The sequence below is a fragment of the Kitasatospora sp. NPDC058063 genome, from assembly GCF_042885395.1.
GTDB lineage: Bacteria > Actinomycetota > Actinomycetes > Streptomycetales > Streptomycetaceae > Kitasatospora > Kitasatospora lactacystinica.
On record NZ_JBHVSD010000011.1, the window covers coordinates 19,477 to 45,883 of the forward strand.

The following is a 26,407-nucleotide window of genomic DNA, read 5'->3' on the forward strand; positions in this document are numbered from 1 at the left end:
GGTATCTGGGAGATCGGAGCGGCTGGGAAGGCCATGCTCAACAAATACGCGCGTGCCTTCTTCACACGTGTCCTGACCCCGTTCGCCGCGTTCCTGATCCGGCTGGGCGTGAGCCCGGACGCCGTGACGCTGATCGGTACCGCCGGCTCGGTGGCCGGTGCGCTGGTGTTCTTCCCGCGCGGGGAGTTCTTCTGGGGCACCATCACGATCACGCTGTTCATCTTCTCGGACCTGGTGGACGGGAACATGGCCCGCCAGCTGGGCCGGAGCACGAAGTGGGGGGCGTTCCTCGACTCCACCCTGGACCGGGTCGCCGATGCGGCGATCTTCGGCGGTCTGGCGATGTGGTACGCGGGCAAGGGTGACAACAACCTGCTCTGTGCGGTGGCGATCTTCTGCCTGGCGAGCGGTCTGGTGGTGTCGTACACGAAGGCGCGGGCGGAGAGCCAGGGCCTGCCGTGCGACGTGTCGGGGCTGGTGGAGCGGGCCGAGCGGCTGGTGGCCAGCCTGGTGGCGGCCGGGGTCGCGGGTCTGCACAAATTCGGTGTGCCGTACGTGGAGTGGCTGCTGCCGGTGGCGCTGTGGCTGGTGGCGGCGGGCAGCCTGGTGACGGTGTTCCAGCGGATGCTGACCGTGCGCCGGGAGGCGTTCGAGGCCGACCGAGCGGCGGCCGGGAGCTGATGGGGGGCGTCCTGCGGTGACGGACCGACTGGTGTACTGGGCGTACGCGCTGGGGTGGGGGCTGCTGAAGCACCTGCCGGAGCGGGTGGCCCGGGGGCTGTTCGACCGGCTGGCGGACTACGCGTGGCGCAAGCGCGGCAAGCGGGTGCTCCAGCTGGAGGCGAATCTGCGCCGGGTCCGTCCGGGCCTGGACGAGGCCGCGGTGCGGGAGTTGTCCCGGGCCGGGATGCGTTCGTACCTGCGGTACTGGATGGAGTCGTTCCGGCTGCCGGTGTGGAGCCGGGAGCGGGTGGCCCGGGACGTCCAGGTGGAGGGCTTCGAGCATCTGCGGGAGTCGTTGGAGGCGGGGCGGGGCGCGGTGATAGCGCTGCCGCACATGGGCAACTGGGACCTCGCGGGGGCCTGGGTGGCGCAGCAGGGCTACCCGTTCACCACGGTCGCGGAGCGATTGAAGCCGGAGCGGCTGTTCGACCGGTTCGTGGCGTTCCGGGAGGGCCTGGGCATGGAGGTCCTGGCGCTGACCGGCGGTTCGGTGAACGTGATCGGCACGCTGGCGCGGCGGTTGCGCGAGGGCCGGCTGGTCTGCCTGGTGGGGGACCGGGACCTGTCGGAGGCGGGCATCGGGGTGTCGTTCTTCGGTGAGCCGACCCGGATGCCGGCCGGTCCGGCGGCGCTGTGCCAGCGCACCGGGGCGGCGCTGCTGCCGGTGACGCTCTGGTACGACGGCCCGGTGCTGCGGGCGCGGATCCATCCCGAGGTGCCGGTGCCCGAGGAGGGCGACCGCAAGGAGCGCACCCGGGTGATGACCCAGGCGATGGCGCAGCTGTGGGAGCGGAGCATCCGCGAGCACCCGCAGGACTGGCACATGCTGCAGAAGTTCTGGCTGGCAGACCTGCCGGTCCGTGAGACGGTGAAGGCGGCGCCCGCGGAGCGCGCGGAGGCGGTCCCGGAGCCCGCGGCCGAGGCCTCCGGGTCCTGAGCCGTTCCGTCCTGCCCGCCCGCACCACTGTCCGAAGGAGCTCGAGGAACCCGTGAAGATCGGCATCGTCTGCCCGTACGACTGGGACGTCCCCGGTGGGGTGCAGTTCCACATCCGGGACCTGGCCGAGCACCTGATCGGTCTGGGGCACGAGGTGTCGGTGCTGGCGCCGGCCGAGGACGACGAGGCGCTGCCGCCGTACGTGGTCCCGGCCGGGCGGTCGGTGGCGGTGCCGTACAACGGGTCGGTGGCGCGGCTGAGTTTCGGGATCCTGTCGGCGGCCCGGGTGCGGCGCTGGCTGCACGACGGGCGCTTCGACATCCTGCACGTGCACGAGCCGGCCGCGCCGAGTCTGTCGATGCTGGCCGCCTGGTCGGCCACCGGGCCGATGGTGGGGACCTTCCACACCTCCAACCCGCGTTCGCGGGTGATGATCGCGGCCTCGCCGATCCTCCAGCCGGGGCTGGAGAAGATGCGGGCCCGGATCGCGGTGTCGGAGTACGCCCGGCGCACCCTGGTGGAGCACCTGGGCGGGGACGCGGTGGTGATCCCGAACGGCGTGGACGTGGGGTTCTTCGCGGCGGCCGAGCCGGACGAGCGGTGGACCGGCGGCGCGGCGAAGGGGGAGCCGGGCACGATCGGCTTCATCGGCCGGATCAACGAGCCGCGCAAGGGCCTGCCGACGCTGCTGGCGGCGCTGCCGGGGATCCTGGCGGAGCGGCCGGGGGTGCGGCTGCTGGTGGCGGGCAAGGGCGACGAGGAGGAGGCCGTCGCGGGCCTGGCGCCCGAGGTGCGCCGGCAGGTGGAGTTCCTCGGCATGGTGAGCGACCGGGACAAGGCCCGGCTGCTGCGCAGCGTGGACCTGTACGTGGCGCCGAACACCGGGGGCGAGAGCTTCGGGATCATCCTGGTCGAGGCGATGTCGGCGGGCGCGCCGGTGCTGGCGAGCGATCTGGACGCGTTCAAGCAGGTGCTGGACGGCGGGGACGCGGGCGAGCTGTTCCCGGTGGAGGACGCGGACGCGCTGGCCCGTACGGCGCTGCGACTGCTGGGTGACCCGGCGCGGCTGGAGGAGCTGCGGGAGGCGGCCTCGCGGCACGTGCGGCGGTTCGACTGGTCGACGGTGGGCGCGGACATCCTGGCGGTGTACGAGACGGTGACGGCCGGCGAGGCGGCGGTGGTCGAGGAGGACGTGCGCGGCGGGCGGCGCCGGTTCGGGCTGGCCCGGGACTGATCCGCCGCGGCGGTTCGGGCCGGTCCGGGACCCGTCCCGGACGGTGGGCCGGGGTGCCGGTGGCGTTAGGGTCGGACGTCCGTACCACTGCGATCCACGGGGGCAACGATGCCGCAGATCTCCGTCGACTACTCGGCCGGCCTGGCCGGAACCTTCGACCGCCGGGGCCTCGGCCTGGCGATCAACCGGCTGGCGGAGGCGACGATCGACGCGAAGCCGGAGTCCTGCAAGACGGTGTTCCGGCAGAGCGAGGTGCTGGTGGTCGGTACCAGCGGGGCGGCCGCCGACGCCCAGGTGTTCGTGGAGTTCCAGATCTTTCCGGGCCGTTCGCCGGAGGCGAAGGCGGCGCTGAGCGAGGGCGTGCTGGCGCTGCTGGCGCAGTACGTCCGGCCGCGGCCGGGTACCCGGCTGTTCACGGCGGTGAACGTCGCGGACATCGACCGGGAGAGCTACCGGAGTGCGACCGCCCAGGGCTGAACCGGTGACACCCGGTAACGTAGCGGCCCGTGACTACCTGGATCTGGGCCGGCGTGGCCGTGGTGCTGTTCGGCATGTACCTGAGTTGGACGGCCGGTCGTCTGGACCGGCTGCACGCCCGGATCGACGCCGCGCGGGCGGCGCTGGACGCGCAGCTGGTCCGCCGGGCCTCGGTGGCGTTGGAGCTGGCGACGTCCTCGTTGCTGGATCCGGCGGCCTCGCTGCTGCTGCTGGACGCGGCGCACGCGGCCCGGCAGGCCGATGACGAGCAGCGCGAGGTGGCGGAGAGCCAGCTGAGCCTGGCGCTGCGGGCGGTGTTCGAGGAGCCGGAGCAGATGGCGGCGCTGGCGGCCGAGCCGGGTGGCGAGGACGCGGTTCGTGATCTGACGGCCGCGGTGCGGCGGGTGCCGATGGCCCGCCGGTTCCACAACGACGCGGTGCGGGCGGCCCGGGCGGTGCGCGAGCACCGGCTGGTGCGGTACTTCCGGCTGGCGGGCAAGGCGCCCTTCCCGCTGGCGTTCGAAATGGACGATGCCCCGCCGCCCGCTCTCACACCCGAAGGGGCACCTGCTTAAGGTGTCCCCCGGATACGGCCCGTTTGTCGTGTCCCGTCGTCCTGGCTGGACTTGGTGGCGCATGGTTGGGTCACCCGTTCTGCCTACCATAGGGCGATAGCACTGATTCATCTTCGAGTGAGGTCTCACGTGTCCACCACCCCCACCACCGCAGACCAGCCGCAGATCGGCACCGCCCGGGTCAAGCGCGGCATGGCCGAGCAGCTCAAGGGCGGTGTGATCATGGACGTGGTCAACGCCGAGCAGGCCAAGATCGCCGAGGACGCCGGCGCGGTCGCCGTCATGGCCCTGGAGCGGGTCCCCGCGGACATCCGCAAGGACGGCGGCGTGGCCCGCATGTCCGACCCGAACATGATCGAGGAGATCATCGCCGCGGTCTCCATCCCGGTGATGGCCAAGTCCCGCATCGGCCACTTCGTCGAGGCCCAGGTGCTCCAGTCGCTGGGCGTCGACTACATCGACGAGTCCGAGGTGCTGACCCCGGCCGACGAGGTCAACCACTCGGACAAGTTCGCCTTCACCACCCCCTTCGTCTGCGGCGCCACCAACCTGGGCGAGGCCCTGCGCCGCATCGCCGAGGGCGCGGCCATGATCCGCTCGAAGGGCGAGGCCGGCACCGGCAACGTCGTCGAGGCCGTCCGCCACCTGCGCCAGATCAAGAACGAGATCGGCCAGCTGCGCGCCCTGGACAACAACGAGCTGTACGCCGCCGCCAAGGAGCTGCGCGCCCCGTACGAGCTGGTCAAGGAGGTCGCCGAGCTCGGCAAGCTGCCGGTCGTGCTGTTCTCCGCCGGTGGCGTCGCCACCCCGGCCGACGCCGCGCTGATGCGTCAGCTGGGCGCCGAGGGCGTCTTCGTCGGCTCCGGCATCTTCAAGTCGGGCGACCCGGCCAAGCGCGCCGCCGCCATCGTGAAGGCCACCACCTTCTTCGACGACCCGAAGGTCATCGCGGACGCGTCGCGCAACCTGGGCGAGGCCATGGTCGGCATCAACTGCGACACCCTCCCGGAGACCGAGCGCTACGCCAAGCGCGGCTGGTAGTCGCCCGGTAGTCCTGGGCCGGCCCGCCGCAGCGCCTCGGCGCGCGGCGGGCCGCGCCACGTAGTCCGTCGTAACGATCGATAGAGGTTGAAGACCGTGAGCACTCCTGTCATCGGCGTCCTCGCCCTCCAGGGCGACGTCCGCGAGCACCTGGTGGCGCTGGCCGAGGCCGACGCGCTCGCCCGTCCGGTGCGCCGCGCCGAGGAGCTGGCCGAGGTCGACGCGCTGGTGATCCCCGGCGGGGAGTCCACCACCATGTCCAAGCTGGCGCTGCTGTTCGGCGTGATGGACCCGCTGCGCGAGCGGGTCGCCGCCGGGATGCCGGTCTACGGCACCTGCGCGGGCATGATCATGCTGGCGGACAAGATCCTGGACGGCCGCGAGGACCAGGAGACCGTCGGCGGCATCGACATGACGGTGCGCCGCAACGCCTTCGGGCGCCAGAACGAGTCCTTCGAGTCCGGGATCGACTTCACGGGCCTGGCCGACGCGCCGGTGCACGGCGTCTTCATCCGCGCCCCCTGGGTCGAGTCGGTCGGCGCGGGTGTCGAGGTGCTGGCCGAGCTGCCCGCCGCGGACGGCCCGGAGAGCCGGATCGTGGCGGTGCGCCAGGGCAACCTGCTCGCCACCTCCTTCCACCCGGAGCTGACCGGCGACCACCGGGTGCACGCGTACTTCGTGCGGATGGTCGAGGAGCACCTCGCCGGGGACGCGCGCTGACGGCGTCGACCACGCGCTGACCGTGTGCGCTTCACCGGTGACGACACCGGTAAGATCTCATCTGTTCATTTCCCTTTGGCGACGTAAAGGAGCTGGCGATGTCCGGCCACTCTAAGTGGGCTACCACCAAGCACAAGAAGGCCGTGATCGACGCCAAGCGCGGCAAGCTCTTCGCCAAGATGATCAAGAACATCGAGGTGGCGGCGCGCACGGGCGGTCCCGACCCGGCGGGCAACCCGACCCTCTACGACGCCATCCAGAAGGCCAAGAAGAGCTCGGTCCCGATCGACAACATCAACCGCGCCGTCAAGCGCGGTGGCGGTCTGGAGGCCGGCGGCGCCGACTACCAGACCATCATGTACGAGGGCTACGGCCCGAACGGCGTCGCGGTCCTGATCGAGTGCCTCACCGACAACCGCAACCGCGCGGCCTCCGACGTGCGCGTCGCGATGACCCGCAACGGCGGCTCGATGGCCGACCCGGGCTCGGTGTCGTACCTGTTCACCCGCAAGGGTGTCGTCATCGTCCCCAAGGCCGACGGCGTGGACGAGGACAAGCTGTTCGAGGTCGTCCTCGACCAGGAGCCGGAGGAGATCAACGACCTCGGCGACTCGTTCGAGATCGTCTCCGAGGCCTCGAAGATGGTCGCCGTGCGCACCGCGCTGGTCGACGCCGGCGTCGACTACGACTCGGCCGAGGCCAACTTCCTCCCCAGCATGCAGGTCGAGCTGGACGTCGACGGCGCCCGCAAGATCCTCAAGCTGATCGACGCCCTGGAGGACAGCGACGACGTGCAGAACGTCTTCGCCAACTTCGACATCTCCGACGAGGTCGGCGCGCAGCTCGACGCCGAGTGATCACCGCTCAGTGATCGTCGGTGAGTGACCGTTCTCACTGCCCGGCCCGGTGGTCCCTGGACCACCGGGCCGGTGTCGTCGGTCGGGTTGTCGGACCCGGGCGGTAGCCTGCGGAGGTCCTTCGTGGCGAGTGACAGGGAGACGGGCGAGTGGTGCGGGTACTGGGCGTGGACCCGGGGCTGACCAGGTGCGGGGTCGGCGTGGTCGAGGGTGCGCCGGGCCGGCCGCTGCGGATGGCCGGGGTCGGCGTGGTGCGCACCCCCGCCGAGGCCGAGATCGGGGAGCGGCTGCTCCAGGTCGAGCAGGGCATCGAGGCCTGGCTGGACGAGCACCGGCCCGACCTGGTCGCCGTCGAGCGGGTCTTCGCCCAGCACAACGTCCGCACCGTGATGGGCACCGCCCAGGCCAGCGCCGTCGCGATGCTCTGCGCCACCCGGCGCGGCATCCCCGTCACCCTGCACACCCCCAGCGAGGTCAAGGCCGCCGTCACCGGCTCCGGCCGGGCCGACAAGGCGCAGGTCACGGCCATGGTGCAGCGCCTGCTGCGGCTGGACGCGCCGCCCAAGCCGGCCGACGCCGCCGACGCGCTGGCGCTGGCCATCTGCCACATCTGGCGCGGCGGGGCGACCAACCGGCTGGAGGCCGCCGTCCGGGCCGCCCGCGCCACCCCCCGCTCCACTCCTCCGAAAGGCACCGTCCGATGATCGCCTTCGTGCAAGGGCCCGTGGCGGCCATCTCCTCCGGGACCGCGGTGGTCGAGGTCGGCGGGGTGGGCATGGCCGTGCAGTGCACCCCGAACACGCTGGCCGGGCTGCGGCTGGGCGAGCCGGCCCGGCTGGCCACCTCGCTGGTGGTCCGGGAGGACTCGCTGACCCTGTTCGGCTTCGCGGACGACGACGAGCGCGGCGTGTTCGAGATCCTCCAGGCCGCGCCCGGCGTCGGCCCCAAGCTCGCGCAGGCGATCCTCGGGGTGCACAGCCCCGACGCGCTGCGCGCCGCGGTCGCGGGCGGCGACGAGAAGGCGCTGGTCGCGGTGCCGGGCATCGGCAAGGCCAAGGCGGCCAAGCTGCTGCTGGAGTACAAGGACAAGCTCGGCGCCCCGCACGGCGCCGTCCCGGCGCAGAAGCCGATCGCCACCGGCCCGGCGCCGTGGAGCGATCAGCTGCACTCCGCGCTGACCGGCCTCGGGTACGCCCCGCGGGAGGCGGACGAGGCGGTCGCGGCCGTCACCCCGGAGGCCGAGGCGCAGGCGACTCCGGACGTCGGCGCCCTGCTCCGGCTCGCCCTGCGCGGCCTCAACCGGGCCCGCTGACCATCTGACGATCTGTCCATTTGTCGATACTGGAGACTCTGGAGCCCGCGACGATGTACGACCCGGAACCCGCCGACCGGCTGGTCACGGCCGCCGCCGACGGTGAGGACCAGGCGGTGGAGGCGGCGCTGCGCCCCAAGCTGCTGGACGAGTTCATCGGCCAGGAGCGGGTGCGCGAGCAGCTGTCGCTGGTGCTCCAGGCCGCCCGCAAGCGCGGCAGCGCGCCCGACCACGTGCTGCTGAGCGGGCCGCCCGGGCTCGGCAAGACCACCCTGTCCATGATCATCGCCGCCGAGCTGGGCGCGCCGATCCGGATCACCTCCGGCCCGGCCATCCAGCACGCCGGGGACCTCGCGGCGATCCTCTCCTCGCTCACCGAGGGCGAGGTGCTCTTCCTCGACGAGATCCACCGGATGTCCCGGCCGGCCGAGGAGATGCTCTACATGGCGATGGAGGACTTCCGGGTCGACGTCATCGTCGGCAAGGGCCCGGGCGCCACCGCCATCCCGCTGGAGCTGCCGCCGTTCACCCTGGTCGGCGCCACCACCCGGGCCGGCCTGCTGCCGCCGCCGCTGCGCGACCGCTTCGGCTTCACCGGGCACATGGAGTTCTACGCCCCGGCCGAGCTCCAGCGGGTGGTGCACCGCTCGGCCGCGCTGCTGGACGTGGAGATAGACCCGGCCGGCGCGGCCGAGATCGCCGGGCGCTCGCGCGGCACCCCGCGCATCGCCAACCGGCTGCTGCGCCGGGTCCGCGACTACGCCCAGGTCCGGCACGACGGGCAGGTCACCGTCGAGATCGCCGCCCAGGCGCTGGACGTCTACGAGGTGGACGCCCGCGGCCTGGACCGGCTGGACCGCGCGGTGCTGGACGCGCTGCTGCGGCTGTTCGGCGGCGGTCCGGTCGGCTTGTCGACACTGGCGGTCGCCGTGGGGGAGGAGTCCGAGACGGTCGAGGAGGTCGCCGAGCCGTTCCTGGTCCGCGAGGGCCTGCTCGCCCGCACCCCGCGCGGCCGGATCGCCACCGCCGCGGCCTGGCAGCACCTCGGTCTGACCCCACCGGTCCAGACCGTCCGCGGACGTGTTCCGGCGCAACCGGAGCTGTTCCCCGCCGATGAAAGTTGACCGCCATCGGCTGAACGGGTGAGTCGGTCCGGTCGGTTCCCACCCGGCGCTTCCGTGGTGGCACACGGAGGAGCCGGGAGTGAGGTCCGGGGAAACTGTGCAGGCGGAGGCTCGCCACTTTCGGTGGCAGGATGCGATGCTTGGCGTTGTCCGATCGATTCGGGGTCGCCTAGACTCCGCCGGACCGCCCCTCTCACCTGACGGGCCGACCAATACCACACAGGCCGCCGGCCGGCGGCCCGTAAAGGACCCTGGCTGCAGTGAACCTCATCATCCTTCTCCTCCCGATCATCGCGATCGTGCTCATGTTCCGGTCGCAGAAGAAGCGCCAGTCGCAGATGCAGCAGATGCAGACCGCGCTGGAGCCGGGGGCCGGTGTGCGCACCATCGGCGGTCTTTACGCCCAGGTGAAGGCGGTCAACGACGAGACCGTCGAGCTGGAGATCGCGCCCGGCGTGGTCACCCACTTCACCAAGAGCGCGGTCGCGGCCGTCCTGGACCCCCAGGAGTACGACGCGATCATCAACGGCCGCCCCGCCGATGACGAGCTGCCCGAGCCGGAGGCCGCCGACGCCGAGCCGGTCGAGGACAAGCCGCTGTCGCTCAGCAAGGACAGTGCCGAGAAGGGTGACGTCGAGGGCGGGGCTCCCGCGAGCAAGTAGTACGGACGGGCAACCCGCCCGGCCGCGCGGCGCAGTGCCGCGAGCCCACAGGACCTCAGGGCCGCAGAACCGCCGGACCCCTGTCCCGCCACGAGCCGGACGGGGGTCCGGTCGGGGAAGTGGCATGGACAGGGAGAAACGAGCAAGGTGGCAACACCCAAGTCGCGCCCGCGCGACGGCTACCCAGGGCGGGCGCTGGCCCTCATCCTGGTCGTCACCGTCGGACTGGTCGCCCTCATGTTCGGGACGGGCACCACCAAGCCCAGGCTCGGGATCGATCTCGCCGGTGGCACCAGCATCACGCTGACCGCGAAGTCGACCGATCCCAAGGCGATCAGCAAGTCCAACATGGACATCGCCACCGGGATCATCGAGCGCCGCGTCAACGGCATGGGTGTCTCCGAGGCGGAGGTCCAGACCCAGGGCGACAACACGATCATCGTGAACATCCCCAAGGGCGGAAACCAGCAGAACGCGGCGGACCAGGTGGGCACCACCGCCAAGCTGTTCTTCCGTCCGGTCCTGGCCGTGGCGCCCAGCGGCGTCACCGCTCCGATGCCGACCGGCACCCCGTCCGCGGGCGCCACCGGCACCCCGGGGGCGACCCCGTCCGCCCCCGCGACCGGCAGCCCGTCCGCGAGCGCCACCAAGCAGGGCCGCCCCGCGAGCGAGGCCCTGGCCGCCGAGGGCGCCAGCCCGACCGCCGCCGCCACCGGCGCGAGCACCGCGCCCTCCGCGGCCGCCACCGGCGCCCCGAGCGCCGCGGCCACCCCGCCGAGCGCCGCCGACCTCACCGCCGCGATGACCCAGGGCACCGTGCCGCCGGAGCTGACCGCCGCGTTCGCCGCCCTGGACTGCTCCAAGCCCGAGGTCCGCACCGCCCAGACCGGCGCCGATGACAAGGCCGTCGTCGCCTGCTCGCAGAAGCCCGAGAACGGCTACTACGAGAAGCTCGCCCTCGGCCCCGTCGCCGTGAAGGGCTCGGACGTCTCGAAGGCCCAGCCGAGCCTCGACACCCAGTCGGGTGCGGGCTGGCAGGTCCAGCTGCAGTTCAACGGCACCGGCACCGACGACTTCACCAAGATCACCGGCCAGCTCGCCACCCAGGCCCCGCCGAACAACCAGTTCGCGATCGTGCTGGACAACCAGGTCGTCTCGCACCCCGAGGTCAAGAACGCGATTCCCGGCGGCAGCGCCGTGATCACCGGTCGCTTCACCCAGACCGAGGCGCAGGACCTGTCCAACGTGCTCGGCTACGGCGCCCTGCCGCTGGAGTTCGTCAAGAGCGACATCACCACCGTCTCCCCGGCGCTCGGCAGCGACCAGCTCAAGGCCGGCCTGGTGGCCGGCGCGATCGGCATGCTGCTGGTGGTCGCCTACTCGCTGGTCTACTACCGCGGCCTCGGCCTGGTCTCGATCGCCGGTCTGCTCGTCTCGGCGGCCCTGACCTACTCGATCATGAGCCTGCTCGGCAACGCGATCGGATTCGCGCTGAACCTGCCGGCGGTCTGCGGTGCCATCGTCGCGATCGGCATCACGGCGGACTCCTTCATCGTGTACTTCGAGCGCATCCGCGACGAGGTCCGCGAGGGCGCCCCGCTGCGCCCGGCGGTCCAGCGGGCCTGGCCGCGCGCCCGGCGCACCATCCTGGTCTCGGACTTCGTCTCCTTCCTCTGTGCCGCCGTGCTCTACGTGGTCTCGGTCGGCAAGGTCCAGGGCTTCGCGTTCACCCTGGGTCTGACCACGGCGCTCGACGTCGTGGTGATCTTCCTCTTCACCAAGCCGCTGATCACGCTGCTGGCCCGCCGCAAGTTCTTCCTGAACGGCCACCCGTGGTCCGGCCTGGACCCGAAGCGGCTGGGCGCCCGCCCGCCGCTTCGCAGCAGCCGTCGCCGTAACCCCTCCTCTGCCGCCGTGAAGGAGGCCTGACACCGTGTCACGCTTCTCCAACCTGGGCCACCGGCTCTACCAGGGTGAAGTCAGCTTCGACTTCGTCGGACGCCGCAAGCTCTGGTACTCCATCTCCGGCGTGATCGTGCTGGTCGCGGCGATCGGCCTGTCCATGGGCCTGCACCTGGGCATCGAGTTCAAGGGCGGCTCGGTCTACACCGTGGCCAAGCCCGGCCTGACGGTCTCCCAGGCACAGGAAACCGCGGACGGGGTCGTCTCCTCGCACCCGCTGGTGCAGTCGACCGACAACGGCAAGATCCGCATCCAGGTCAGCACCGAGGAGTCGAAGAGCTCCGACCAGATCCGCGCCGAGCTCTCGCAGAAGCTCGACGTGCCGCTGGACACCGTCGAGGCCCAGGTGATCGGCCCCAGCTGGGGCAAGCAGATCTCCCAGAAGGCACTCACCGGTCTGATCGTCTTCATGGTCCTGGTGACGGTCTACCTGGCGATCGCCTTCGAGTGGCGGATGGCGGTGTCCGCCCTGGTCGCCCTCATCCACGACCTCCTGATCACCATCGGCGTGTACGCCCTGGTGGGCTTCGAGGTCACCCCGGGTACGGTGATCGGCTTCCTGACCATCCTCGGGTACTCGCTCTACGACACGGTCGTCGTCTTCGACACCGTGAAGGAGAACACCAAGAACCTCACCAAGCAGAACAAGCTCACCTACAGCGAGGCCGCGAACGCGGGCCTCAACCAGACCCTGGTGCGCTCGCTCAACACCACCGTGGTGGCACTGCTTCCGGTCGCCGCACTGCTGTTCATCGGTGGCGGCCTCCTGGGCGCCGGCACCCTGAACGACATCTCGCTCGCGCTGTTCATCGGCCTCGCGGCCGGTGCCTACTCCTCGATCTGCGTCGCCACCCCGCTGCTGGCGCAGCTCAAGGAGGAGCAGCCGGAGATGAAGGCGCTGCGCAAGCGGGTCCTCCAGCACCGCGCCGCCGCGGCCGCCAAGGCCGAGGCCGCGGACGAGGAGCCGACGGGCGAGGAGCAGCCTGCGGGTATGGTCGGACAGCGTGGCCGCACGGCCGGCACCTCCCGTGCCAAGGGCCGTCCGTCCACCAAGCGCTGACCCCGACCACGACCCCGGGGCCCCACCAGACCGTGAAGGACACCACCGTGACCACCGCCGACACCGCACTGGCCGAGCTGCTGAACAGCCGGATCCGGGACGTCCCGGACTACCCGAAGCCGGGTGTGCTGTTCAAGGACATCGCGCCGCTGCTCGCCGACGCCGAGGCCTTCGGCGCCCTCACCCGGGCGCTGGCGGACCGGGCCGCGGAGCTCGGTGCGACCAAGGTGGTGGGCCTGGAGGCGCGCGGCTTCGTGCTGGCGGCCCCGGCGGCCTTCGCGGCCGGGCTCGGCTTCGTGCCGATCCGCAAGCAGGGCAAGCTGCCCGGCGAGGTGTTCCGGCGTTCGTACGAGCTGGAGTACGGCTCGGCGACGCTGGAGGTGCAGTGCGACGCCTTCGCGCCCGGTGAGCGGGTGCTGGTGGTGGACGACGTGCTGGCCACCGGTGGCACCATCGGCGCCTCGCTGGACCTGGTGAAGGAGGCCGGGGCCGAGCTGGCGGGCGTCGTGGTGCTGATGGAGCTGGGCTTCCTGGACGGCCGCGAGCGGCTGGCCGGGCACCTGGGCGGCGCTCCGCTGGAGACGCTGGTCACGGTCTGACGGATCGGTCAGGAGGACGGCGGTCGGAACATCCGACCGCCGTCCTTCCGTTTCCTGGCCCGGCCGGATGAACACCCCGGCGCCGGGCTCGGTACCATGAAGATTCATCCCCTCCCGGTTGTCCCCGAACGTCCGGGCCCCGGCAGGGGCCGGCCCCGGTGCCCCGAGGAGTTGTCCTTGCCCGACGAGGTTGTGCCCACGGCCGCAGCGGCCGCCCCCGAAGACCGTCCCACGCCCTCGGGGGCCACCCCGGCACGCCCGGCGCCGACCTCCTCGCGTTCGCTCGGCCCCTCCGGCCGCGGTTCCACCGGCGGTATGCGCGCCCGCCTGGCCCGCCTCGGCGGCCAGCGCTCCAGCGTGCTGAACCCCGTCCTGGAGCCGCTGTTCCGCTCGATCCGGGCGAACGACCCCAAGGCCGACCCGGCGCTGCTGCGCGACATCGAGAAGGCGTACGCGGTGGCCGAGAAGTGGCACCGCGGACAGAAGCGCAAGAGCGGCGACCCGTACATCACCCACCCGCTGGCCGTCGCGACGATCCTGGCCGAGCTCGGCATGGACGCCCCGACCCTGATGGCCGGGCTGCTGCACGACACCGTCGAGGACACCGACTACGGCCTGGAGACCCTGCGCAAGGACTTCGGCGACTCGGTGGCCCTGCTGGTGGACGGCGTCACCAAGCTGGACCGGGTCAAGTTCGGCGAGGCCGCGCAGGCCGAGACCGTCCGCAAGATGGTCGTGGCGATGGCCAAGGACCCGCGGGTCCTGGTGATCAAGCTCGCCGACCGCCTGCACAACATGCGCACGATGCGCTACCTCAAGCGGGAGAAGCAGGAGAAGAAGGCCCGCGAGACGCTGGAGATCTACGCCCCGCTGGCGCACCGGCTGGGCATGAACACCATCAAGTGGGAGCTGGAGGACCTCGCCTTCGCGATCCTCTACCCCAAGATGTACGACGAGATCGTCCGGCTGGTCGCCGAGCGCGCCCCCAAGCGGGACGAGTACCTGGCGACCGTCATCGACCAGGTCCAGGCGGACCTGCGCGGCGCCCGGATCACCGCCTCCGTCACCGGCCGGCCGAAGCACTACTACTCGGTCTACCAGAAGATGATCGTCCGGGGCCGGGACTTCGCCGAGATCTACGACCTGGTGGGCATCCGGGTCCTGGTCGACACCGTCCGCGACTGCTACGCGGCGCTGGGCACCATCCACGCGCGGTGGAACCCGGTGCCGGGGCGGTTCAAGGACTACATCGCGATGCCCAAGTTCAACATGTACCAGTCGCTGCACACCACGGTGATCGGCCCCGGGGGCAAGCCGGTCGAGCTGCAGATCCGCACCTTCGACATGCACCGGCGGGCCGAGTACGGCATCGCCGCGCACTGGAAGTACAAGCAGCGCGCGGTGGCCGGGGCGTCCAAGGTCCGCACCGACACGCCGACCCAGGTCCGCAAGGAGGACAAGGCCGGCGCCGTCAACGAGATGGCCTGGCTGCGGCAGCTGCTGGACTGGCAGAAGGAGACCGCCGACCCGGGCGAGTTCCTGGAGTCGCTCCGCTTCGACCTGGCCAGCAACGAGGTCTTCGTCTTCACCCCCAAGGGTGACGTGATAGCCCTGCCGGCCGGGGCCACCCCGGTCGACTTCGCCTTCGCGGTGCACACCGAGGTCGGCTACCGGACGATAGGCGCCCGGGTCAACGGGCGGCTGGTGCCGCTGGAGTCGACCCTGGAGAACGGCGACACCGTCGAGGTCTTCACCTCCAAGGCGGAGAACGCCGGACCCTCCCGGGACTGGCTGGGCTTCGTCAAGTCCCCGCGTGCCCGCAACAAGATCCGCGCCTGGTTCTCCAAGGAGCGCCGCGAGGAGGCGATCGAGCACGGCAAGGAGGCGATCGTCCGGGCGATGCGCAAGCAGGGCCTGCCGATCCAGCGGATCCTGACCGGCGACTCGCTGGTCACCCTGGCCCACGAGATGCGCTACCCCGACATCTCCTCGCTCTACGCCGCGATCGGCGAGGGCCACGTCGCCGCGCCGAACATCGTGCAGAAGCTGGTGCAGGCGCTCGGCGGCGAGGAGGGGGCGACCGAGGACCTGGCGGAGACCGCCACCCCGACCCACGACAACCGCCGCGCGGTGCGCCGCCGGGCCAAGGGCGACCCGGGCGTGATCGTCAAGGGCGTCGAGGACGTCTGGGTCAAGCTCTCCCGCTGCTGCACCCCGGTGCCCGGCGACCCGATCGTCGGCTTCGTGACCCGCGGCAACGGCGTCTCGGTGCACCGCGCCGACTGCGTCAACGTGGAGGCGCTGAGCCAGCAGCCGGAGCGCATGATCGACGTCGAGTGGGCGGCCACCCAGTCCTCGGTCTTCCTGGTGGCCATCCAGGTCGAGGCGCTGGACCGCTCCCGGCTGCTCTCGGACGTCACCCGGGTGCTCTCCGACCAGCACGTCAACATCCTGTCGGCGGCGGTGCAGACCTCCCGGGACCGGGTGGCGATGAGCCGCTTCACCTTCGAGATGGGCGACCCGAAGCACCTGGGCCACGTGCTCAAGGCGGTGCGCGGCGTCGAGGGCGTGTACGACGTCTACCGCGTCACCTCCGCCCGCAAGTAGCGCGCGGGTACGCGAAAGGCCCCCGGGAGCGTTCCCGGGGGCCTTCGCCGTTCAGCGTTCGGGGCGGTCAGCCGCTGAACTCCTCCTGGCTGCGGTGCGCCTGCTCCAGCAGGGTCTGCACGCCGGCCAGCTCGGACTCCAGCTTGGCGGTCCTGGACGCGTTGCCGGCCGCGCGGGCCTTGTCCAGGTCGGCCTGGATCTTGTCGGCCTTGGCCTGGAACAGGCCCACCATGCCGGCCGCGCGGGCCTTGGCCTCCGGGTTGGAGCGCTTCCACTCGGCGTCCTCGGCCTCGCGGATGGCCCGCTCGACCGTGTTCAGCCGGCCGTCCAGCTTCGGACGGACCTCGCGCGGCACGTGGCCGATGGCCTCCCAGCGCTCGTTGACCTCGCGCAGCGCGGCCTTGGCGGTCTTGAGGTCGGTGATCGGCAGGATCGCCTCGGCCTCGGCGGCCAGCGCCTCCTTGAGCTTCTGGTTCTCCACCTGCTCGGCGTCCCGCTCGCTGAACACCGAGGAGCGGGCCTGGAAGAAGACGTCCTGGGCGCCGCGGAACCGCGCCCACAGCTCGTCCTCGATGTCCCGCTGGGCCCGGCCGGCGGACTTCCAGCGCGCCATCAGGTCGCGGTAGGCGGCCGCGGTGCTGCCCCACTCCGTGGACGAGGACAGCGCCTCGGCCTCGGTGACCAGCGCCTCCTTGGTCTGCCGCGCCTTCTCGCGCTCGGCGTCCAGGGTGGCGAAGTGCGCCTTGCGGTGCTTGGAGAAGACCGAGCGGGCGTGCGAGAAGCGGTGCCACAGCTCGTCGTCGCTCTTGCGGTCCAGCCGCGGCAGGCCCTTCCAGATGTCCACCAGGGCGCGCAGCCGGTCCCCGGCCTCCCGCCACTGGGTCGACTCGGCGAGCTGCTCGGCCTCGGTGACCAGGGCCTCCTTGGCCGTACGGGCCTCGTCCTGGGCCTTGGCGCGAGCGGCCTTGCGCTCCTCGCGCCGGCTCTCGATCTCGCCGGCGAGCGTGTCCAGCCGCTTGGCCAGGCCCTCCAGGTCGCCGACCGCGTGTCCCTCGACCACCTGGGCGCGCAGGTGCTCCAGCGCGGTCTGGGCGTCCTTGGCGGCCAGATCGGTGGTGCGCACCCGCTTCTCCAGCAGGCCGATCTCCACCTCGATGCCCTGGTACTTGCGCTCGAAGTAGGCGAGGGCCTCCTCGGGCGAGCCGGCCTGCCAGGAACCGACGACGCGTTCACCGTCGGCCGTCCTGACGTAGACCGTGCCCTGCTCGTCCACACGGCCCCACGGGTCGCTGCTCATAGCGCGTCCTCCACATGACGTCGCGCCCGCGCCGGGGCGGCGCGCGTCCGTCGTCCACAGTTGATGTGCGACGGACCGAAAGAGTCCGCCGTCCCCGTCCGCCGTGCCTTGCTGCCGAGGGTGACGGCCAGGCGGGTGCGGGCACCCTATACAACGCCAACATAGGCGACCGGGACCGGTGCTGTCCGCATCCGGGCCGGGCGATTTCGGTCCGGGGCCCTGCGGGGACGGCGCGCAGGCCGCCCCCGCAGGGCCCCGGGGTAGGTCAACCCTTCGCCACCGTAACGGAGTTGAAGGTGACGTCGGCCATCGGGTGGCCGTCCGGCGAGCCCTCCAGGGTGCCCGCGGCGGCGATCTTCTGCACCGCGTCCAGGCCCCCGGTGATCTTGCCGAAGGGGGTGTAGTTCGGCGGCAGCTTGGTGTCCTTGTAGACCAGGAAGAACTGGCTGCCGTTGGTGCCCGGGCCGGAGTTGGCCATCGCCACGGTGCCGGCCGGGTAGGTCGCGCCGGTCAGGTTCTCGTCCGCGAACTTGTAGCCGGGGCCGCCGGTGCCGCCCGGGACGGTCGCGCTGGCGGTCGGGTCACCGCACTGGAGCACGAAGATGCCGTCGGTGGTGAGCCGGTGGCACTTGGTGTGGTCGAAGTACTGCTCGCCGGCCAGGAAGGCGAAGGAGTTCACGGTGTGCGGGGCCTTGGCGGCCTCCAGCGCGATCGTCACCTTGCCGCAGTTGCTGTCCAGCGTCATGGCGTACGAGCCGCTCGGGTCGATCGTCATGGGCGGCTCGGCCTGCCACTGCTTGCCGTTGGGCGCGCCCGGCGCCGGGGCGGCGCAGCCCTCGACCGGCTTGCGGGTCGGGGTGGTCGGCTCGTCGGTGCTGGTCGGCGCCGCCTGGGCGCTGTTCGCCGAGGCCTTCTTGTCGCCCTTGTCGTCCGAGCTGAACGCGCCGGTGGCGATCAGGGTGCCACCGCCGGCCAGCACCACGACGGCGAGCGAGGCGCCCAGGATCGTGTTGCGCCGCCTGCGCGCGGCCGCGGCCGCGACCCGGCGCTCCAACTGGCGCTCGTACTTGTCTCGGGCGAGCTGCCGCCGCCGTTGTTCGCTGCTGACCACCGGCCGTGTCTCCTACGGATGTGCGGGAAAAGTGGATGGATTCCGGAGCGGATCATCGCATCCCTCGGCGGCCAAGTGTAGGGACCGGGCCTGTAAGAACCCGGTGAACCTGCCGGGCCGCGGCGCCCCGTCACCGCTATCTGGTTCGCAACCGGACCCGCGGCGCCGGTAGGCTGCACCTGCACCACCACTGGCAGCGATCACCACTGGTAGCCGCCGCAGCCGACCGCCGCACACCCGAAGGACGCGCGTGTTCATCGCCGGATTCCCCGCTGGAGCCTGGGGCACCAACTGCTACCTGGTCGCTCCGGCGGCGGGCGAGGAGTGCGTCATCGTCGATCCCGGCCACCAGGCGGCCCGCGGCGTCGAGGACATGGTCCGCGAGCACCGGCTGAAGCCCGTCGCCGTGCTGCTCACCCACGGCCACATCGACCACGTGGCCTCGGTGGTCCCGGTCTGCGGCGCCCGCGGCGTCCCGGCCTGGATCCACCCCGAGGACCGGTACATGATGTCCGACCCGGAGAAGGCGCTCGGCCGCTCCCTGGGCACCCAGCTGATGGGCGAGCTCACCGTCGGCGAGCCCGACGACGTGCGCGAGCTCACCGACGGCAGCGTGCTGGAGCTGGCCGGCCTGAAGCTCACCGTGGACCACGCCCCGGGCCATACCGGGGGGTCGGTGACCTTCCGGACGCCCGGTGCCGAGGACCTCCCCCCGGTGCTGTTCTCGGGCGACCTGCTGTTCGCCGGCTCCATCGGGCGTACCGACCTCCCGGGCGGGGACAGCGCGGCGATCATGAACTCGCTGGCCCGGGTGTGCCTGCCCCTCGACGATTCCACCGTGGTCCTCTCCGGCCACGGCGGTCAGACCACCATCGGCCGCGAGCGCGCCACCAACCCCTACCTCCGACAGGCAGCGGGGGCGGCCGGCGCCCCGGCTTTCCCGCGACGAGGAATGTGACGGAAGAGAAGTTGAGCACCTTCACCGCCCCCAAGGGCACCTACGACCTGCTGCCCCCCAGCTCCGCGACGTTCCTGGCGATCCGCGAGCGCATCGCCGCGCCCGCCCGCCGGGCCGGCTACGGCTACGTCGAGACCCCGGTCTTCGAGGACGTGAAGCTGTTCTCCCGCGGTGTCGGCGAGTCCACCGACATCGTCTCCAAGGAGATGTACACCCTCACCACCAAGGGCGGCGACGAGCTGGCGCTGCGCCCGGAGGGCACCGCCTCGGTGCTGCGCGCCGCCCTCCAGGCCAACCTGCACAAGCAGGGCAACCTGCCGGTCAAGCTCTGGTACTCCGGCTCGTACTACCGCTACGAGCGCGCCCAGAAGGGCCGCTACCGCCAGTTCTCCCAGGTCGGTGCCGAGGCGATCGGCGCCGAGGACCCGGCGCTGGACGCCGAGCTGATCATCCTGGCCGACGACGCCTTCCGCTCGCTGGGCCTGAACAACTACTCGCTGCTGCTCAACAGCCTCGGCGACAAGCAGTGCCGCCCGGTCTACCGCGCCGCCCTGATCGAGTTCCTCTCGGGCCTGGACCTGGACGAGGAGACCCGCCGCCGCGCCGAGATCAACCCGCTGCGCGTCCTCGACGACAAGCGCGAGTCGGTGCAGGCCCAGCTCACCGACGCCCCGATGCTCCGCGACTACCTGTGCGAGGAGTGCAAGGCGTACGACGAGAAGGTCCGCGAGCTGCTCACCGCCAACGGCGTCGCCTTCGTCGACGACCCGAAGCTGGTCCGCGGCCTGGACTACTACACCCGCACCACCTTCGAGTTCGTGCACAACGGCCTCGGCGCCCAGTCCGCCATCGGCGGCGGCGGCCGCTACGACGGCCTGTCCGAGATGATCGGCGGCCCCGCGCTGCCGTCCGTCGGCTGGGCCCTCGGCGTGGACCGTACCTTCCTGGCCCTGGAGGCCGAGGGCGTGGACCTCGACCTGCCGGCCGCCACCTCCGTCTACGCCGTCGCGCTCGGCGAGGAGGCCAAGAACATCCTGTTCGCCAAGGTGGTCGAGCTGCGCCGGGCCGGCGTCGCCACCGACCTCGCCTTCGGCGTCAAGAGCATCAAGAACGCCATGAAGTCCGCCGACCGGTCCGGCGCCCGCTTCGCCCTGATCGCCGGGGACCGGGACCTCGCCGAGGGCGTCGTCCAGCTCAAGGACCTGAGCACCGGCGAACAGGCCCCCGTCGCCCTCGACGCACTCGTCACCACCCTGAAGGAGAAGCAGCTGTGATCCGCACGCACGACGCGGGCACGCTCCGCCCGGAGCACGCAGGCACCACCGTCACCCTGGCCGGCTGGGTCGCCCGCCGCCGCGACCACGGCGGCGTCGCCTTCATCGATCTGCGCGACGCCTCCGGCACCGTGCAGATCGTGGTCCGCGACCTCGACTCCGTGCACGGCCTGCGCGCCGAGTACTGCGTCAAGGTCGTCGGCGACGTCCGGGTCCGCCCCGAGGGCAATGAGAACCCGGACATCCCGACCGGCGCGGTCGAGGTCGTCGTCAGCGCGATCGAGGTGCTCTCCGAGGCCGCCCCGCTGCCCTTCCCGGTCGCCGAGTACGAGCCGGGCACGGTCAACGAGGAGGTCCGGCTGCGCTACCGCTACCTGGACCTGCGCCGCGAGGGCCCGGCCAAGGGCCTGCGCCTGCGCTCCAAGGTCAACAACATCATCCGCCGGGTGATGGAGGAGAACGACTACCTCGACATCGAGACGCCGTACCTCACCCGCTCCACCCCCGAGGGCGCCCGCGACTTCCTGGTCCCGGTCCGCCTCCAGCCCGGCCACTGGTACGCCCTGCCGCAGTCGCCCCAGCTGTTCAAGCAGCTGCTGATGGTGGCCGGCATGGAGCGCTACTACCAGATCGCCCGCTGCTTCCGCGACGAGGACTTCCGCGCCGACCGGCAGCCGGAGTTCACCCAGCTGGACATCGAGGCCTCGTTCGTCGACCAGGAGGACATCCTGGCCCTCGGCGAGAAGATCATCGGTTCCGTCTGGCGCGAGGTCCACGGCTACGAGATCCCGAACCCGCTGCCGCGGATGACCTACGCGGACGCCATGGGCCGCTACGGTTCGGACAAGCCGGACGTCCGCTTCGGCCAGGAGCTCACCGACCTGACCGCGTACTTCAAGGGCACCGACTTCCGCGTCTTCCAGGCCCCGTACGTCGGCGCCGTGGTCATGCCCGGCGGTGCCTCGCAGCCGCGCAAGCAGCTGGACGCCTGGCAGGACTGGGCCAAGGCGCGCGGCGCCCGCGGCCTCGCCTACGTGCTCATCGACGCCGAGACCGGCGAGCTGCGCGGCCCGGTCGCCAAGAACCTCTCCGAGGAGCACCTGGCCGGCCTCGCCGCCGCCGCGGGCGCCAAGAACGGCGACGCGATCTTCTTCGCGGCCGGCAAGGAGCGCGCCTCGCAGGAGCTGCTCGGCGCCGCCCGTCTGGAGATCGGCCGCCGCTGCGAGCTGATCGACGAGTCCCAGTGGGCCTTCCTCTGGGTCGTCGACTTCCCGATGTTCGAGCCGATCGAGGACGACAAGGGCCAGTTCCAGGGCTGGCACGCGGTGCACCACCCGTTCACCGCCCCGACCGCGGAGTCGCTGGCCACCTTCGACACCGACCCGGGCTCGGCCCTGTCCAACGCCTACGACCTGGTCCTCAACGGCTCGGAGCTGGGCGGCGGTTCGATCCGTATCCACCAGCGCGACGTGCAGAAGCGGGCGTTCGACGCGATCGGCCTCTCCGAGGAGGAGGCGGCCTCGCAGTTCGGCTTCCTGCTGGACGCCTTCAACTACGGCCCGCCGCCGCACGGTGGCGTCGCCTTCGGCCTGGACCGCATCGTCACGCTGCTGGGCGGGTACGACACCATCCGGGACGTCATCGCCTTCCCGAAGACGTCCACCGGCGGCGACCCGCTGACCGGTGCCCCGACCCCGATCACCCCGGCGCAGCGTCGCGAGGCCGGCGTGGACGCCCAGCCGAAGGTCCGCGAGGACGCCAAGGGCGAGGCTCAGCCCAAGTCCTGACGTCGCGTCATCCGCTAACCTGCAACGGCCCCGGACGGCTCGCCCGTCGTCCGGGGCCGGTCCACAACGGTGTGTGACACAGGGAGGGTTGACTCAATGCAGGTCACAACGAGAGTCGAATGTCCGGACGACGTCCCGGCGACCAGACGCGTCCACATGGCCGCGTTCCCGGGGCCGGACGAGGCGGACCTGGTGGACGCGCTGCGCCGCGATCCCGCCTGGCTGCCCGGGCTGTCCGTGGTGGCGGTCGACGGTGCCGGGCTGGTGATCGGCCACGCGCTGCTGACCCGGCTGCGGGTCGGCGACGGCAAGGCGCTGGCGCTCGCGCCGGTCGCGGTGGCGCCCGAGTGGCAGCGCCGGGGCGTCGGCGAGCTGGTCGTCCGGGCCGTGCTGGCGGCGGCCGAGGAGGCGGGCGAGAAGCTCGTGGTCGTCCTCGGCGATCCGGAGTACTACGGGCGGTTCGGCTTCGCGCCGGCCGGACGGCACGAGGTCACCGGCCCGTTCGAGGTGCCGGAGGCGTACTTCCAGGTGCTGCCGCTGGCGGCGTACGACGGGGCCCCGCGCGGGCTCTGCCGCTACCCCGAGCCCTTCGTCGCAGTGTAGAGCCTGCCTCCAGGCTCTTGCCCCGCCCCGAGCGCCGCTCCCTCGGGCGCCTCTCCCGGGGCCGGTCCACGAGACCGGCCCGGTCGCCACGGCCTCGCCGACCTGCGGATCCGGCCGCCGGCGCCTACGGTGAATGCTCATCAGCATTCGACCGAACGGAGGACCCGAGGGTGGCCGAGCAGCGGCGGACCGGGAAGCCGGAGAAACTGGCCAGGAGGCCGTACGAGCGGGAGCTGCTGCGGCTCCAGGAGGAGCTGGTGAAGCTCCAGGAGTGGGTGCGGGTCGAGGGCGCCCGGCTGGTGGTGGTCTTCGAGGGCCGCGACGCCGCCGGAAAGGGCGGAGCGATCCAGCGGGTGACGGAGTACCTGAACCCGCGCATCGCCCGGGTCGCGGCGCTGCCCACGCCGACCGAACGGCAGAAGACCCAGTGGTACTTCCAGCGGTACGTCGAGCACCTGCCGGCCGCCGGGGAGATCGTGCTGTTCGACCGCAGCTGGTACAACCGCGCGGGCGTCGAGCGCGTGATGGGCTTCTGCAGCGACGAGGAGTACTGGCAGTTCCTGCACCAGTGCCCGACCTTCGAGCGGATGCTGATCGAATCGGGCATCCTGCTGCGCAAGTACTGGTTCTCGGTGAGCGACACCGAGCAGGAGCGGCGCTTCCGAGGCCGGCTGGAGGACCCGATGAAGCGCTGGAAGCTCTCCCCGATGGACATCGAGTCGATCACCCGCTGGGAGGACTACTCGCGGGCCAAGGACGAGATGTTCCTCCACACCGACATCCCGGACTCGCCCTGGCACGTGGTGGAGAGCGACGACAAGCGCCGGGCCCGGATCAACATGATCGCCCACCTGCTGTCCACCGTGCCGTACCAGGAGATCAGGGTTCCGCAGGTCAAACTGCCGCCCCGCCCGGCCTCGCGCGGCTACCAGCGGTCCCCGCGGGACCTGCAGAAGTACGTCCCGGACCACGCCGCCGGGCTGGAGTAGGGCGGGGCCGGTCGCGGGTTCTGCCGGGCTGTCCGGGGCCTCGCATAGGCTTCCGGTGTGGACGAACCGGACCTCTTCACCGCCGCAGCCGAGGAACGCCAGACCAGGGAGCCCGGCCGGGCGCCGCTGGCCGTACGGATGCGTCCGCGCACCCTGGACGAGGTGGCGGGGCAGCGGCAGCTGCTGAAGCCCGGCTCGCCACTGCGCCGGCTGGTCGCGGGCTCGCGGGGCCCGGCGGCGACCAGTTCGGTGATCCTCTGGGGGCCGCCCGGCACCGGCAAGACCACCCTGGCGCACGTGATCAGCCAGGCGGTCGAGGGCCGCTTCGTGGAACTGTCCGCGATCACCGCCGGGGTCAAGGAGGTCCGGGCGGTGATCGACGGCGCCCGGCGGGCGGTCGGGATGTCCGGCCGGGAGACGGTGCTCTTCCTGGACGAGATCCACCGCTTCTCCAAGGCCCAGCAGGACTCGCTGCTGCCGGCCGTGGAGAACCGGTGGGTGACCCTGATCGCGGCGACGACCGAGAACCCGTACTTCTCGGTGATCTCCCCACTGCTGTCCCGCTCGCTGCTGCTCACCCTGGAGTCGCTGACCGACGAGGACATCCGGGCGCTGCTGCGCCGCGCGGTGGCCGACGAGCGCGGCCTGGAGGGCGCGCTGGAGCTGTCCGCGGAGGCCGAGGACCACCTGGTGCGGCTGGCCGGCGGGGACGCCCGGCGGGCGCTCACCACGCTGGAGGCGGCGGCCGGCGCCGCGCTGGAGAAGGGCGAGCCGAGCATCACGCTGGCCACCACCGAGACGGCGGTCAACCAGGCGGCGGTGCGCTACGACAAGGACGGCGACCAGCACTACGACGTGGCGAGCGCACTGATCAAGTCGATCCGCGGCAGCGACGTGGACGCCACCCTGCACTACCTGGCCCGGATGATCGAGGCGGGTGAGGACCCGCGGTTCATCGCCCGCCGGCTGATGATCTCGGCCAGCGAGGACGTCGGCCTGGCCGACCCGACGGCGCTGCAGACGGCGGTGGCGGCGGCCCAGGCGGTGGCCCTGATCGGCTTCCCGGAGGCGCGGATCATCCTCTCCCAGGCGGCCATCGCGCTGGCGCTGGCGCCCAAGTCCAACGCCGCCTACCTGGCGATCGACGCGGCGCTGGCGGACGTCCGGCAGGGCCTGGCGGGCGCCGTGCCGCCCCACCTGCGGGACGCGCACTACGGCGGCGCGGGCAAGCTCGGCCACGGCCAGGGCTACCGGTACCCGCACGACCTGCCGGAGGGCATCGCCGCCCAGCAGTACGCGCCGGACGCGGTGCACGGCAAGGAGTACTACCGGCCGACCAGGCGCGGCGGCGAGGCCCGGTACGCGGACGTGGTGGAGTGGACGCGCGGGCGGCTGCGGGGGGAGCGCAGGGTGGAGGGCAAGGCCGGGAAGAAGGACGGGAAGGCGCCCGCGAAGCCGGAGCGGAAGGCCGAGGAGCAGCCCGGGGAAAAGGGCGAGTGATCCACCGGTATACTCGGTCGGAGTGCCATGTCCCGGGACGGCGGCGGGGGAGACCCCACCGACCGGCCGCACCAGCGGGGCACCGGCCGTAGGCCCCCTCCGAGGGGCCCGCACCAGGAGCGTCGCGCACCGTTTCGGTGTCGCGGACGGCCCAGATTCTGGGCCGGTCCGTGTGACCAGCACTTTCGTGCCCGGCTCCGGAGAGCGGCTGACCGCATCGCCTCGGCGATGGGTTGTCTCCGGGTCGCGAGATGCGACCTCCGTCAACACCTGGTGAAGCCGTATTCGTAAGCAAGGAAGGTTTGGTTCATGGCGAACCAGAAGCGTCCCAAGGTCAAGATCGCGCGTGCGCTCGGCGTGCCGCTGACCCCGAAGTCCGTCAAGTACTTCGAGGCCCGCCCGTACCCGCCCGGCCAGCACGGCCGTGGCCGCAAGCAGAACTCGGACTACAAGGTCCGTCTGCTCGAGAAGCAGCGTCTGCGCGCCCAGTACGACCTGAGCGAGAAGCAGATGGCGCGCGCGTTCGACCGCGCGAAGAAGGCCGAGGGCAAGACCGGTGAGGCGCTCGTCGCCGACCTGGAGACCCGTCTGGACTCCCTGGTCCTGCGTTCGGGCATCGCCCGCACCATCTACCAGGCCCGCCAGATGGTCGTCCACGGCCACATCGAGGTCAACGGCGGCAAGGTCAACAAGCCGTCGTTCCAGATGAAGCCGGGCTTCGTGGTCACCGTCCGCGAGCGCTCCAAGGAGAAGGTCCCCTTCCAGGTCGCCCGTGAGGGTGGCTACGCGGGTGAGGGCCAGACCCCGAAGTACCTCGAGGTCAACCTGAAGGCCCTGGCCTTCCGCCTGGACCGTGCGCCGCAGCGCAAGGAGGTCCCGGTGATCTGTGACGAGCAGCTGGTCGTCGAGTACTACTCGCGCTGACCCGGCTCCGCTCTTCGCGGCACCACGAGCGAGCCCCCGCCGCCTTTCGAGGCGACGGGGGCTCGCCCCTTTTC

General features: G+C 71.7%; 25 protein-coding genes. 23 read left to right on the forward strand and 2 right to left on the reverse strand.

Going from position 1 to position 26,407, the window contains the following annotated elements; genetic code table 11:
- The first annotated feature begins 33 nt into the window (after positions 1 to 33).
- From pgsA to ACFVUY_RS20395, 16 genes are all read left to right on the forward strand, one after another.
- Positions 34 to 681, forward strand: coding sequence for a phosphatidylinositol phosphate synthase (gene pgsA / locus ACFVUY_RS20320; RefSeq protein ID WP_224278759.1), 648 nt, complete (start codon positions 34 to 36; stop codon positions 679 to 681).
- A gap of 16 nt (positions 682 to 697) precedes the next feature.
- Positions 698 to 1,660 (forward strand): phosphatidylinositol mannoside acyltransferase, encoded by a 963-nt coding sequence (locus tag ACFVUY_RS20325; protein WP_387731672.1) that lies wholly within the window; start codon positions 698 to 700, stop codon positions 1,658 to 1,660.
- A 52-nt stretch (positions 1,661 to 1,712) separates the two neighbouring features.
- Positions 1,713 to 2,894, forward strand: a complete 1,182-nt coding sequence (locus ACFVUY_RS20330; RefSeq protein WP_387691918.1) for a glycosyltransferase family 4 protein — start codon at positions 1,713 to 1,715, stop codon at positions 2,892 to 2,894.
- Between the two features lie 108 nt (positions 2,895 to 3,002).
- Positions 3,003 to 3,371, forward strand: coding sequence for a 5-carboxymethyl-2-hydroxymuconate Delta-isomerase (locus ACFVUY_RS20335; protein WP_387731674.1), 369 nt, complete (start codon positions 3,003 to 3,005; stop codon positions 3,369 to 3,371).
- A gap of 29 nt (positions 3,372 to 3,400) precedes the next feature.
- The gene (locus ACFVUY_RS20340; protein ID WP_359914514.1) at positions 3,401 to 3,946 is read left to right on the forward strand and encodes a hypothetical protein; all 546 of its coding nucleotides are present in this window, start codon (positions 3,401 to 3,403) and stop codon (positions 3,944 to 3,946) included.
- A 129-nt stretch (positions 3,947 to 4,075) separates the two neighbouring features.
- Positions 4,076 to 4,987, forward strand: coding sequence for a pyridoxal 5'-phosphate synthase lyase subunit PdxS (gene pdxS / locus ACFVUY_RS20345; RefSeq protein WP_359914516.1), 912 nt, complete (start codon positions 4,076 to 4,078; stop codon positions 4,985 to 4,987).
- Between the two features lie 96 nt (positions 4,988 to 5,083).
- Entirely contained in the window at positions 5,084 to 5,707 is a 624-nt protein-coding gene (gene pdxT, locus ACFVUY_RS20350; protein ID WP_359897475.1) for a pyridoxal 5'-phosphate synthase glutaminase subunit PdxT, read from the forward strand.
- Positions 5,708 to 5,805: 98 nt separating this feature from the next.
- Positions 5,806 to 6,564, forward strand: a complete 759-nt coding sequence (locus tag ACFVUY_RS20355; RefSeq protein ID WP_049651428.1) for a YebC/PmpR family DNA-binding transcriptional regulator — start codon at positions 5,806 to 5,808, stop codon at positions 6,562 to 6,564.
- A 152-nt stretch (positions 6,565 to 6,716) separates the two neighbouring features.
- Positions 6,717 to 7,268 carry a crossover junction endodeoxyribonuclease RuvC gene (gene ruvC / locus ACFVUY_RS20360; protein WP_359897479.1) on the forward strand — a complete coding sequence of 184 codons (552 nt, stop codon included), beginning with the start codon at positions 6,717 to 6,719 and terminating at the stop codon, positions 7,266 to 7,268.
- Positions 7,265 to 7,876 (forward strand): Holliday junction branch migration protein RuvA, encoded by a 612-nt coding sequence (gene ruvA / locus ACFVUY_RS20365; protein ID WP_359897474.1) that lies wholly within the window; start codon positions 7,265 to 7,267, stop codon positions 7,874 to 7,876. Before ruvC ends, ruvA begins: the two co-directional genes overlap by 4 nt.
- A 53-nt stretch (positions 7,877 to 7,929) precedes the next feature.
- Positions 7,930 to 9,000: a Holliday junction branch migration DNA helicase RuvB gene (gene ruvB / locus ACFVUY_RS20370; RefSeq protein ID WP_387732153.1), complete on the forward strand. Its 1,071-nt coding sequence runs from the start codon at positions 7,930 to 7,932 to the stop codon at positions 8,998 to 9,000.
- Between the two features lie 260 nt (positions 9,001 to 9,260).
- Complete coding sequence (gene yajC / locus ACFVUY_RS20375; RefSeq protein ID WP_387731677.1) at positions 9,261 to 9,662, forward strand: preprotein translocase subunit YajC; 402 nt, start codon at positions 9,261 to 9,263, stop codon at positions 9,660 to 9,662.
- A gap of 147 nt (positions 9,663 to 9,809) precedes the next feature.
- The gene (gene secD / locus ACFVUY_RS20380; protein ID WP_387731679.1) at positions 9,810 to 11,591 is read left to right on the forward strand and encodes a protein translocase subunit SecD; all 1,782 of its coding nucleotides are present in this window, start codon (positions 9,810 to 9,812) and stop codon (positions 11,589 to 11,591) included.
- Positions 11,592 to 11,595: 4 nt separating this feature from the next.
- Complete coding sequence (gene secF, locus ACFVUY_RS20385; protein WP_387691925.1) at positions 11,596 to 12,684, forward strand: protein translocase subunit SecF; 1,089 nt, start codon at positions 11,596 to 11,598, stop codon at positions 12,682 to 12,684.
- A gap of 47 nt (positions 12,685 to 12,731) precedes the next feature.
- Positions 12,732 to 13,283: an adenine phosphoribosyltransferase gene (locus tag ACFVUY_RS20390; RefSeq protein WP_359897469.1), complete on the forward strand. Its 552-nt coding sequence runs from the start codon at positions 12,732 to 12,734 to the stop codon at positions 13,281 to 13,283.
- Positions 13,284 to 13,460: 177 nt separating this feature from the next.
- The gene (locus ACFVUY_RS20395; RefSeq protein WP_387731682.1) at positions 13,461 to 15,890 is read left to right on the forward strand and encodes a RelA/SpoT family protein; all 2,430 of its coding nucleotides are present in this window, start codon (positions 13,461 to 13,463) and stop codon (positions 15,888 to 15,890) included.
- A gap of 67 nt (positions 15,891 to 15,957) precedes the next feature.
- Here the strand turns inward: ACFVUY_RS20395 and ACFVUY_RS20400 are convergent, their stop codons facing one another.
- Complete coding sequence (locus tag ACFVUY_RS20400; protein ID WP_387731685.1) at positions 15,958 to 17,187, reverse strand: DUF349 domain-containing protein; 1,230 nt, start codon at positions 17,185 to 17,187, stop codon at positions 15,958 to 15,960.
- Positions 17,188 to 17,452: 265 nt separating this feature from the next.
- On the reverse strand, positions 17,453 to 18,298 hold the full coding sequence (locus ACFVUY_RS20405; RefSeq protein WP_387731688.1) for a peptidylprolyl isomerase: 846 nt from the start codon (positions 18,296 to 18,298) through the stop codon (positions 17,453 to 17,455).
- A gap of 250 nt (positions 18,299 to 18,548) precedes the next feature.
- Here ACFVUY_RS20405 and ACFVUY_RS20410 point away from each other — a divergent pair, with 250 nt between their 5' ends.
- From ACFVUY_RS20410 to rpsD, 7 genes are all read left to right on the forward strand, one after another.
- The gene (locus tag ACFVUY_RS20410; protein ID WP_380351198.1) at positions 18,549 to 19,256 is read left to right on the forward strand and encodes an MBL fold metallo-hydrolase; all 708 of its coding nucleotides are present in this window, start codon (positions 18,549 to 18,551) and stop codon (positions 19,254 to 19,256) included.
- Between the two features lie 11 nt (positions 19,257 to 19,267).
- On the forward strand, positions 19,268 to 20,530 hold the full coding sequence (gene hisS, locus ACFVUY_RS20415) for a histidine--tRNA ligase (protein WP_387731691.1): 1,263 nt from the start codon (positions 19,268 to 19,270) through the stop codon (positions 20,528 to 20,530).
- Complete coding sequence (gene aspS, locus ACFVUY_RS20420) at positions 20,527 to 22,317, forward strand: aspartate--tRNA ligase (protein ID WP_380546471.1); 1,791 nt, start codon at positions 20,527 to 20,529, stop codon at positions 22,315 to 22,317. The genes hisS and aspS overlap by 4 nt, the downstream gene beginning before the upstream one ends.
- A 96-nt stretch (positions 22,318 to 22,413) precedes the next feature.
- A complete protein-coding gene (locus ACFVUY_RS20425; protein WP_387731693.1) occupies positions 22,414 to 22,920 on the forward strand; it encodes a GNAT family N-acetyltransferase in 507 nt (168 codons plus the stop codon).
- A 170-nt stretch (positions 22,921 to 23,090) separates the two neighbouring features.
- The gene (ppk2, locus tag ACFVUY_RS20430) at positions 23,091 to 23,909 is read left to right on the forward strand and encodes a polyphosphate kinase 2 (protein ID WP_387691936.1); all 819 of its coding nucleotides are present in this window, start codon (positions 23,091 to 23,093) and stop codon (positions 23,907 to 23,909) included.
- A gap of 57 nt (positions 23,910 to 23,966) precedes the next feature.
- Complete coding sequence (locus ACFVUY_RS20435) at positions 23,967 to 25,409, forward strand: replication-associated recombination protein A (RefSeq protein ID WP_387731696.1); 1,443 nt, start codon at positions 23,967 to 23,969, stop codon at positions 25,407 to 25,409.
- 309 nt (positions 25,410 to 25,718) lie between these two features.
- Positions 25,719 to 26,333: a 30S ribosomal protein S4 gene (gene rpsD / locus ACFVUY_RS20440; RefSeq protein ID WP_030240707.1), complete on the forward strand. Its 615-nt coding sequence runs from the start codon at positions 25,719 to 25,721 to the stop codon at positions 26,331 to 26,333.
- The last annotated feature ends 74 nt before the right edge of the window (positions 26,334 to 26,407 follow it).